6 protein-coding genes and 3 pseudogenes are annotated in these 8,105 nt (G+C 72.5%); 4 read left to right on the top strand and 5 right to left on the bottom strand.

Annotated elements, in window-relative coordinates; all coding sequences use genetic code 11:
• The 4 genes and pseudogenes from AB0H87_RS34180 to AB0H87_RS34165 all read right to left on the bottom strand — a co-directional run.
• A pseudogene (locus AB0H87_RS34180) lies at positions 1-699 on the bottom strand (diguanylate cyclase); the annotation flags it as partial.
• 1 nt (position 700) lies between these two features.
• On the bottom strand, positions 701-1,792 hold the full coding sequence (locus AB0H87_RS34175) for an FIST N-terminal domain-containing protein (protein WP_360155292.1): 1,092 nt from the start codon (positions 1,790-1,792) through the stop codon (positions 701-703).
• Between the two features lie 186 nt (positions 1,793-1,978).
• Positions 1,979-2,821: an NmrA family NAD(P)-binding protein gene (locus AB0H87_RS34170; RefSeq protein ID WP_360155289.1), complete on the bottom strand. Its 843-nt coding sequence runs from the start codon at positions 2,819-2,821 to the stop codon at positions 1,979-1,981.
• Between the two features lie 68 nt (positions 2,822-2,889).
• On the bottom strand, positions 2,890-3,438 hold the full coding sequence (locus AB0H87_RS34165) for a peroxidase-related enzyme (protein ID WP_360155286.1): 549 nt from the start codon (positions 3,436-3,438) through the stop codon (positions 2,890-2,892).
• On the opposite strand from AB0H87_RS34165, the pseudogene AB0H87_RS34160 reads away from it, so the two are divergent.
• A pseudogene (locus AB0H87_RS34160) lies at positions 3,392-4,012 on the top strand (anhydro-N-acetylmuramic acid kinase); the annotation flags it as partial. The gene AB0H87_RS34165 and the pseudogene AB0H87_RS34160 overlap by 47 nt on opposite strands.
• 21 nt (positions 4,013-4,033) lie before the next feature.
• Here the strand turns inward: AB0H87_RS34160 and AB0H87_RS34155 are convergent.
• Positions 4,034-4,525, bottom strand: a pseudogene (locus AB0H87_RS34155) (alpha-L-arabinofuranosidase C-terminal domain-containing protein); the annotation flags it as partial.
• Between the two features lie 885 nt (positions 4,526-5,410).
• Here AB0H87_RS34155 and AB0H87_RS34150 point away from each other — a divergent pair.
• The 3 genes from AB0H87_RS34150 to AB0H87_RS34140 all read left to right on the top strand — a co-directional run.
• A complete protein-coding gene (locus tag AB0H87_RS34150) occupies positions 5,411-6,412 on the top strand; it encodes a LacI family DNA-binding transcriptional regulator (protein ID WP_360155283.1) in 1,002 nt (333 codons plus the stop codon).
• Between the two features lie 88 nt (positions 6,413-6,500).
• Positions 6,501-7,814 carry a beta-ketoacyl synthase N-terminal-like domain-containing protein gene (locus AB0H87_RS34145; RefSeq protein WP_360155280.1) on the top strand — a complete coding sequence of 438 codons (1,314 nt, stop codon included), beginning with the start codon at positions 6,501-6,503 and terminating at the stop codon, positions 7,812-7,814.
• Positions 7,815-7,846: 32 nt separating this feature from the next.
• The coding region (locus tag AB0H87_RS34140) for a DUF808 family protein (RefSeq protein WP_360155277.1) at positions 7,847-8,105 on the top strand (259 nt) is incomplete at its 3' end.

Here is an 8,105-nt window from a genome sequence, read left to right as displayed (position 1 = left end):
CTCGCCCGCCGGCGTCGCGGCGGTGAGGTCGGCCACGGGCCGGTCGGCCGGGTCGACGGGGCGTGTGCCGGCCGCGGCCGCCAACCGGGCCCGGCCCGAGTCGGGCTCGTCGCGTACCCACAGCAGCCCGATCTCGTCGCCGAGCAGATCGCGTGCACCGTCGGTGATGGTGTCGAGGATGTGCTGCAGGTCTTCGCGATGGGAGATCGCGCGCTGGATCGCGGACAGGTGCTCCAGGAGCCGCTGACGTTCCTGCAACGACTCGCGGATGGCGTGCTCGGCGACCAGCGTCCGCAGCATCGTCAGGGTCAGTTCCAGCACCCGGGCCATACCCCGGACGAGGTTCTGCTCCTCGACCTGGAACGGTGCGCGCCAGCGGGCCAGCACCAGGTGCCCCGGGTGGCTGCCGGCCCAGGACGCGGTCACCGTGGGACACCCGCCCAGTCCAGGAACGTGCAGTTCGGAGTGTTGCGTCCTGGTCATCGCGACGATCTCGTCGTGGGGAACGGCGCCGGGCGGAAACCCGATCGACGCCACCACGTCTCCGTCGATGACCGCGGCGGCGACCTCCGCCTCGAGCGCCTGAGCCGAGCGCTCGACCGCGTTCTGGACGGCGGTGGCCTCGTCGGTGGAGGAGGACACCACGGCCAGCAGCTCCACGAGCTGCTGGATGTAGAGCGACTCCGCGGGGCCGGCCATGTCAGCTCAATGCCAGCACGGCGAGCGTCTGGTTGTGGAACCCGTCGATACCGTGGTTGCGGGCGATCTCGCCGTACGTGTAGAAGCCGGCGAACGGCATCGCCCCGGCCCACCGCTGCAGGCGCTCGCACTCGCGCCGGATGCCGTCGTCGCCCAGCACGGCGCGCAGCGCGGCGCAGCTGAACGTGAGCATGCCGATGGGCTCGTTCCCGTCGAGCCGATCCAGCGCGTCCTGGCAGACAGTGTCGACCGCGTCCAGGATGGACTCCTCGTCGCCGGTCATCACCCAGGTCAGGCCGCCCGGGTCGATCGCACCGCCCCCGCCGATGGACCGTCCCTCGAGGTCGACCTCGGTGCTGAGGTTGCGGGCCTCGACGCCGCTGCGGCGCTGCACGCCGAGGGGGCGTGGCAGCACGAAAGCGGTGAACGCCGACGGGTCCGTGTACGCCTCCGGCGGCGCGTTCACGCGCTCCAGGTAGACATCGAGCGCCGGCCGGTCGTCGAGGGTCAACACGCGCCCGTCGGCGGCGCGGGTCACGATCATCGGCTGGCCGACCGTGCGGTACCCATGGCCGACCCCTACCGCGATCGGCGCCTCGGACGCGATCGCCGCGCCGATCACCGCGTCGGTGAGCACGTGGCCGTCCTTGAAGAGGTACGCGCCGCTCATCCGCCAGCCGTCGGCCGCGGCCCCGCCGAACAACGGAATGCCCGCACCCAGCGCGCGGTAGCATCCGCGTACGACGCTCTCCTGGTCGCGCACCAGGCCGTCGGTGAGCAGCATCAGGACCCGGTGCGGCTGCGCGACCTCTCCCATGCAGGCCGCGACCTCGTAACCCGCGTCGGCCTGGCGACCGGAGACGTGCTCGGCGGTGCGGACGGTGACCTCCAGTCCGGCGCCGCCGAGCGCGGCCACCGTGACGGTGCCGTCCGCGGGACCACCGACCGCGATTTCCCCGTGCGTGGTGCACCCGATGACAGGCACCCCCGGCGCGGCCCGCGCGACGCCGGCCAGCACCGCCGCGGTGTCATGGGTGATCGCCGCGAACACGACCAACAGCTTCGGGTCGGGTCCGGTCCGCGCCGCGCTCACGGCCTCGGTCGCCGCCGCGCCGGAATCGGCCAGAGTGCTCCGGCCGACTCCCAGCCAGCGCCGGTTATGAACCCCTTTGCCCAAGACTCGCACCTCGTCACCTGTTTGAAGGCTCTTCGGTAGGCATCGGTTCCCGGTTCATACCGTACTACCAGGCATTTCGCCGCCCGTCGGGCTGACGCGGCGCTACGCCGGTGGCGCCCAGGCACCGCCCGCGGCGGCCGTCCGCGCGTAGTCGGCGAAGTCGCGCGGCTCCCGGCCCAACGCCGCGCGCACCCCGGGCGCCACCGCGACGTTGCGGCCGTCGAGGACCTCGCCGAAGAGGTACGTGATCAGCTCGATCTCGTCGTCGGGGAGGCCAAAACCGCGCAGTTCCGCGGCGTACGCGTCGAGCGGGACCGGCACGAACGTCACCTCGCGGCCGGCGGCCTTGGCGATCTCCTGGACCGCCTCGGCGAACGTCAGCGCCCGTGGGCCGGTCACCTCGTGGACCTGGCCCGGCGGGATCGCGCCGGTGAGGGCGGCAACGGCCACGTCGGCGATGTCGTCACAGTCGACGAACGGCTCGGGCACGTCGCCGGCCGGCAGCACCAGGGTCCCCTCGCGCACGCCGTCGGCCATGAACGCCTCGCTGAAGTTCTGCATGAACCAGCTCGCCCGCACGACGCTCCAGGCGGTGCCGGTGCCGGCGACCGCGTCGGCCAGGGCGCGCTCACTGGCCTGCGCCTCCTCCTCGCCGCGACCGGAGAGCAGCACGAGGTGCTCCACACCGGCCGATGCGGCGGCCCGGGCCAGCTCGGCGATCAGCGCCGGGCTGCCCGGCACGGCGAGGTCCGGGTAGAAGGTGACGTAGGCGGCCCGGACGCCGGCGAACGCGGGCGCCCAGGTGGCCCGGTCGTGCCAGTCGAACCGCGGGCTGCCGCTGCGCGAGCCGACGCGCACCGGGACGCCCGCGGCGGTGAGCCGGTCCGCGACCCGTCGCCCGGTCTTGCCCGTACCGCCGATCACAAGAATGGTGTTCTCAATCATGCCTCGAGTACAGCCGCGATCGGCGCGCGCCTGAATGGCTCAGACGCTCACCCGCATAAGCAGCAGTCTCAGGGCCGCGGGCCGTAGCCGAACTCGACGATGCGGCGGGCCGACGCCGCGTGTGCCGCCGGGTCGTCCGGCGAGAACGTGCCCAGCCCGTCGACGTAGCGGTTGAACATGCAGAACGCGGCCGCGATCAGCACGGTGTCGTGGATCTCGACGTCGGTGGCGCCGGCGTCGCGGGCGTCGGCCACCAGGGCCGGCGTCACCGCGTGGCCGGACTCCCGCGTCGCGGCGGCGATCGCGAGCAGCGCCCGCAGCTTCGGCGACACCGGGGCGGTCGCCGGGTCGGCGCGGACCTGCTCGACCAGCGCCATCCCGGGCTCGAGCTGCGCCGCGGCGACGGCCGAGTGCGAGTCGCGGCAGAACGCGCACTCGTTGAGCGCGGACACCTGGGCGGCGATCAGCTCCCGCTCGCCGCGCGAGAGCGAGTTGGGCGCGCGCAGCAGCGCGTCGGCGAGCGCCGCGAGCGGCCCGCCGGTTTCGGGGCGGTAGCGCAGCAGCCCGACGATGCCGGGCAGCGTCTTCTCGTCGAACCCCAGGTCGATGTGTGCCATGGCGATCACCCTGTCACGGCCACGGCGACCCGTCGACCGATTGACGGGGACCACCGCCCTGGAACAGGGTGGGTCGATGCGGGTACTGGGCCTGAGCTCCGGCACCTCGCACGACGGCATCGACGCGGCGCTGGTCTCGTTCAGCGTGACCCCGGGCGGCGACGAGCTGCGGGCGCGGCTGCTGCACCATGCCATGACGCCGTACGCGCCGGCGTTGCGCGCGGCGATCCGCGCCGCGCTGCCACCGGGCAAGGTGCGGCTCGGCGACGTCTGCGCGCTCGACAACGAGCTCGGCCTCGCGTTCGCCGGCGCCGCGACCGACGTGCTCGACGCGGCCGGGCCGGCGGACCTGGTCTGCTCGCACGGGCAGACGCTGTTCCACGCGGCCACCGACGGCACGCTCCAGCTCGGCCAGCCGGCCTGGATCGCCGAGCGGACCGGCCTGCCGGTGGTCGCGGACGTGCGGGCGCGCGACGTCGCGGCCGGCGGGCAGGGCGCGCCGCTGGTGCCGGTGCTCGACCTCCTGCTGCTGGCCGGCAGGCAGGGGCGGTGGGGTGCGGTCAACCTCGGCGGCATCGCCAACCTCACCGTTGCGGTGCCGGGCGAGGCGACCGCGTACGACACCGGGCCGGGCCACGGCGGTGGTGGACAGCGACTCCACGGCGCCGTAGCGGGCGGTCTCGTGCACCGGCGAGACCGGGTCGGTGCGCAGGACGGTGCCGACCGCGTGCCGGGCGGTCAGCGCGAACGGGTGGAAGATGCTCTGCCGCCAGGCCGGGCCGCCGTTGGTCGTGCGGATCGGCCCGATCACGTTGGCCAGCTGGGCCTGGCAGGCGACGCCGACCCGGTCCGCGTGCCGCAGGAGGGTGACCAGCAGGTCGCCGACCACCACGGCGTCGACCGCGGTGAAGTCGTCCTCGATCAGCGGTGGCGCCTCGACCCAGCCCCGGCCGGCGATCTCGGCCGGCAGCCGCGACTGGTACCAGACGTTCCACTCGTCGAACGAGATCTTCAGCTTGCGGCTGTGGCGCTGCTTGGCGGCCACGTGGTCGGCGGTCGCGACCACCTCGGTGATGAACGCGTCCATGTCGACGGCGGACGCGAGGATGCTGGCCCGGTCGCCGTCGGACGGGTCGTAGTACGTGTGCGCGGAGATGTAGTCGACCTGCTCGTACGCGTGCTCGAGGACGGTCGCCTCCCACTGGCCGAACGTGGGCATGCCACGGTTCGAGCTGCCGCAGGCGACCAGGCTGACCGACGGGTCGAGCCGCTTCATCGCGCGGCCGGTCTCGGCGGCCAGCCGGCCGTACTCGTCGGCGGTCTTGTGCCCGACCTGCCACGGGCCGTCGAGCTCGTTGCCCAGGCACCAGAGCTTCACGTCGTACGGGTCGGCGGCACCGTTCTTGCGCCGTAGGTCGGACAGCTCCGTCCCACCCGGATGGTTGGTGTACTCGAGGAGGTCCAGGGCCTCCTGCACACCGCGGGTGCCCAGGTTGACCGCCATCATCGGCTCGACGCCGGCCGCCTTGGCCCAGGTCATGAACTCGTCGAGGCCGAACGCGTTGGTCTCGACGGTCTTCCACGCGAGGTCGAGCCGGCGGGGGCGGTCGCCGGCCGGGCCGATCCCGTCCTCCCAGCGGTAGCCCGAGACGAAGTTGCCGCCTGGGTAGCGCACCACGCTCACGCCCAGCTCCCGGACCAGGTCGAGCACGTCACCGCGCAGCCCCAGCGGATCGGCGGTCGGGTGGCCGGGTTCGTAGACGCCGCCGTAGACGCAGCGGCCCATGTGCTCGACGAACGAGCCGAACAGCCGCCGGTCGGCGGCGGCGACCCGGAACGACGGGTCGACGGTGAACGAAGCGACGTGCAAGGTCTCAGCCTTTCAGGCGACGTGCAGACTTTCTACAACGTTGCATTCAACGTTGTAAAGCGTGCGTTACGCTGTCGTCCTCGAACCGAGACGGAGGTGCGCGTGCGACACAGGCTCAAGGACGTCGCCGAGCGCGCCGGCGTATCCGTCAAGACCGTGTCCAACGTGGTCAACGGTTACGCACACCTGCGGCCGGAGACCCGCGCCCGCGTCGAGGCGGCCATCGCGGAGCTGAACTACCGGCCCAACCTCTCGGCGCGCAGCCTGCGCACCGGCCGCACCGGGGTGATCGCGCTGGCGGTGCCCGAGCTCGACATCCCGTACTTCGCCGAGCTGGTCCGGCACGTGGTCGACGCGGCGGCGGCGCACGACTGGACGGTCCTGATCGACCAGACCGGCGGCTCGCCGGACCGCGAGCGGATCGTCGCGGACGGCGTGCGTGACCAGCTCATCGACGGGCTCATCTTCAGCCCGCTCGCGCTCACCGGCGCCGAGCTGGCGAAGCGCGCGGACACCCGGCCGATGGTGCTGCTCGGCGAGCGCGACGACCACGGCCCGGCCGACCACGTCGCGGTCGACAACGTGGCCGCCGCACGTGAGATCACCACGCATCTGATCGACTCCGGGCGGCGACGGATCGCGGCCATCGGCGCCCAGCGGGCCACCTCCGGCGCCAGCGCCCGCATGCGGCTGCGCGGCTACCGGCAGGCCCTGGCCGCCGCGAAGATCCGCTACGAGCCACGCCGGGTCGCGGCCGCGGCGCACTGGCACCGCGCCGACGGTGCGGCCGCCATGGCCCGCCTGCTCGACGCCGGCGCGCGCCCCGACGCCGTGTTCTGCTTCAACGACACGCTGGCGCTCGGCGCGATGCGCGCGCTGCACGAGCACGGCCTGCGGGTGCCCGACGACGTCGCGGTCGCCGGCTTCGACGACATCGAGGACGGGCGGTTCTCCGTGCCGACCCTGACCACGGTCGCCCCGGACAAGGCCGAGATCGCCCGGCTCGCCGTGGAGCTGCTGGCCAAGCGCCTGGCGCCCGGTTCCGACGGCGCGCCGGCGGAGCTGACCGCCGGCTACCGGGTCGAACTGAGGGAGAGCGCCTGACGCGCCCTCCTTGGGGGCTTACATCTCATTTGTCCGTTTAGGACGTACTCTCTTCCCCGAACGAGCGACCTTCGGGGAAGGAATGAGCATGGTGAGGTCGGCTACCGACGCGCGTGACACCGTTGTCACGGGCATGGGCTTCTGCCTGCCTGGTCTGGGCCAGGCGGCGATCACGACCGAGGACGTCTGGGAGATCGTCTCCAGCGGGCTGACGGCGATCTCGTCCAAGGACGACGGTGTCTTCTACGGGTCGGTCGACCTACCGCCGGAGAAGTTCGCCGAGTACTTCCCCGAGATCCCGGGCATCTTCGCGGCGCACTTCACCGACACGCACCGGTTCGGGCTGATGTCGTTCCTGGAGGCGTGCACCGACGCGAAGCTCGACGTGCGGGCGGGCGCGCTGACCGAGGCCGGCATCCTGGTCGGCCGGGGCGGCGTCGACACCAACATCGCGGGCTACCTCAAGGTGCTCGACACCGAGATCAGTGACCTGAACATCCTCGAGGCGACCTCGCTGTTCATCGAGAGCTCGATCGCGGTCACCTCGTCGGACGTGGCGCTCGCCCAGTCGGCGTTCGCGCGGACCACCGGGCCCTGCTACACGGCCAACGCCGGCTGCTCCTCCTCGTCCGTGCAGATCAACAACGCCCGGATGCTGATCAACAGCGGCGCGTCCGACGTGATCGCGGTGACCGGCGTCGACAACTTCTACTACCCGCTGCTCAAGAAGGTCTTCGACCTCGTCCGGATGGTCCAGGACGCCGACGAGCGACCGACCAACGCGCTGCCCGACGAGCCGATCGAGTTCGACCGGCTGATGCGGCCGTACGACCGCCGCCAGGGCTGCGTCAACTACGGCGAGGGCTCGGTCACGCTGATCCTGGAGAGCCGCGAGCACGCCGAGCGGCGCGGCGCGCCGATCTACGGCCAGGTGCTCGGCCAGGCGGTCACCCGCGACGGCCTGCCGCACCCGCTGGCCAGCGACCAGACCGGCGGCGGCCTCGTCGCAGCGGTCCGGCAGGCGATGGGCGGCCGGCCGATCGAGCAGGTGAAGTACGTGCACGGCGGCAGCGACGGCGGCATGGCGATGCAGGAGGCCGAGGCGATCCGCACGCTCTTCGGCGACCGGGCCGGCGACCTGCTGATGACCTCGCAGGAGGGCTGCTTCGGCCACAACGGCGCCCCGACCGGCGCGCTCGGCGTCGCGCTGACGCTGCTGATGATGCAGCGCCGGACGGTCTGCCCGACCGCCAACTGCGAAGAGCCGCTGGACTTCCTGCCGTTCAACCCGCTGCCCGGCTACCAGAGCGTCCCGCTCGCCTTCGACCACGCGCTGAGCTTCACCTACCAGCTGGGCGGCGTGCAGAGCGCCATCCTGCTCGGCAGCCCCGACGCCCTCTGATCTCGAATTCCTTCCGGAAGGAAACTGCCCCCGTGGAACACGAGCACATCGCGATCGTCGGGATCGGCTGCCGGTTGCCCGGCGACGTCGACTCGCCGGCCGCCCTGTGGCGACTCCTCGCCGACGGTCGCGATGCCGTCGGACCCTTTCCGGCCGAGCGGCCGTCGCTGGGTGCCGCCGCACCCGGCGACGGCAGCTGGCTGGCCATGACCGTGCTGGTCTACGGCGCGGTCGGCCTGATCGTGAAGATGGACGACGTCAGCCTGCGGCTGGCCCAGCGCTCCGGCCAGG

It is taken from the genome of Asanoa sp. NPDC050611 (assembly GCF_040654855.1).
GTDB lineage: Bacteria > Actinomycetota > Actinomycetes > Mycobacteriales > Micromonosporaceae > Asanoa.
This window is presented reverse-complemented; position numbering and strand designations above follow the sequence as displayed.

Bases quoted from the DNA above. Each gene is read 5' to 3' on its own strand.
- AB0H87_RS34165 (WP_360155286.1), bottom strand. From the start codon at position 3,438: ATGGCACACATCGACCTGGGGTTCGACGAGAAGACGCTGCCCGGCATC.
- AB0H87_RS34170 (WP_360155289.1), bottom strand. From the start codon at position 2,821: ATGATTGAGAACACCATTCTTGTGATCGGCGGTACGGGCAAGACCGGG.
- AB0H87_RS34145 (WP_360155280.1), top strand. From the start codon at position 6,501: ATGGTGAGGTCGGCTACCGACGCGCGTGACACCGTTGTCACGGGCATG.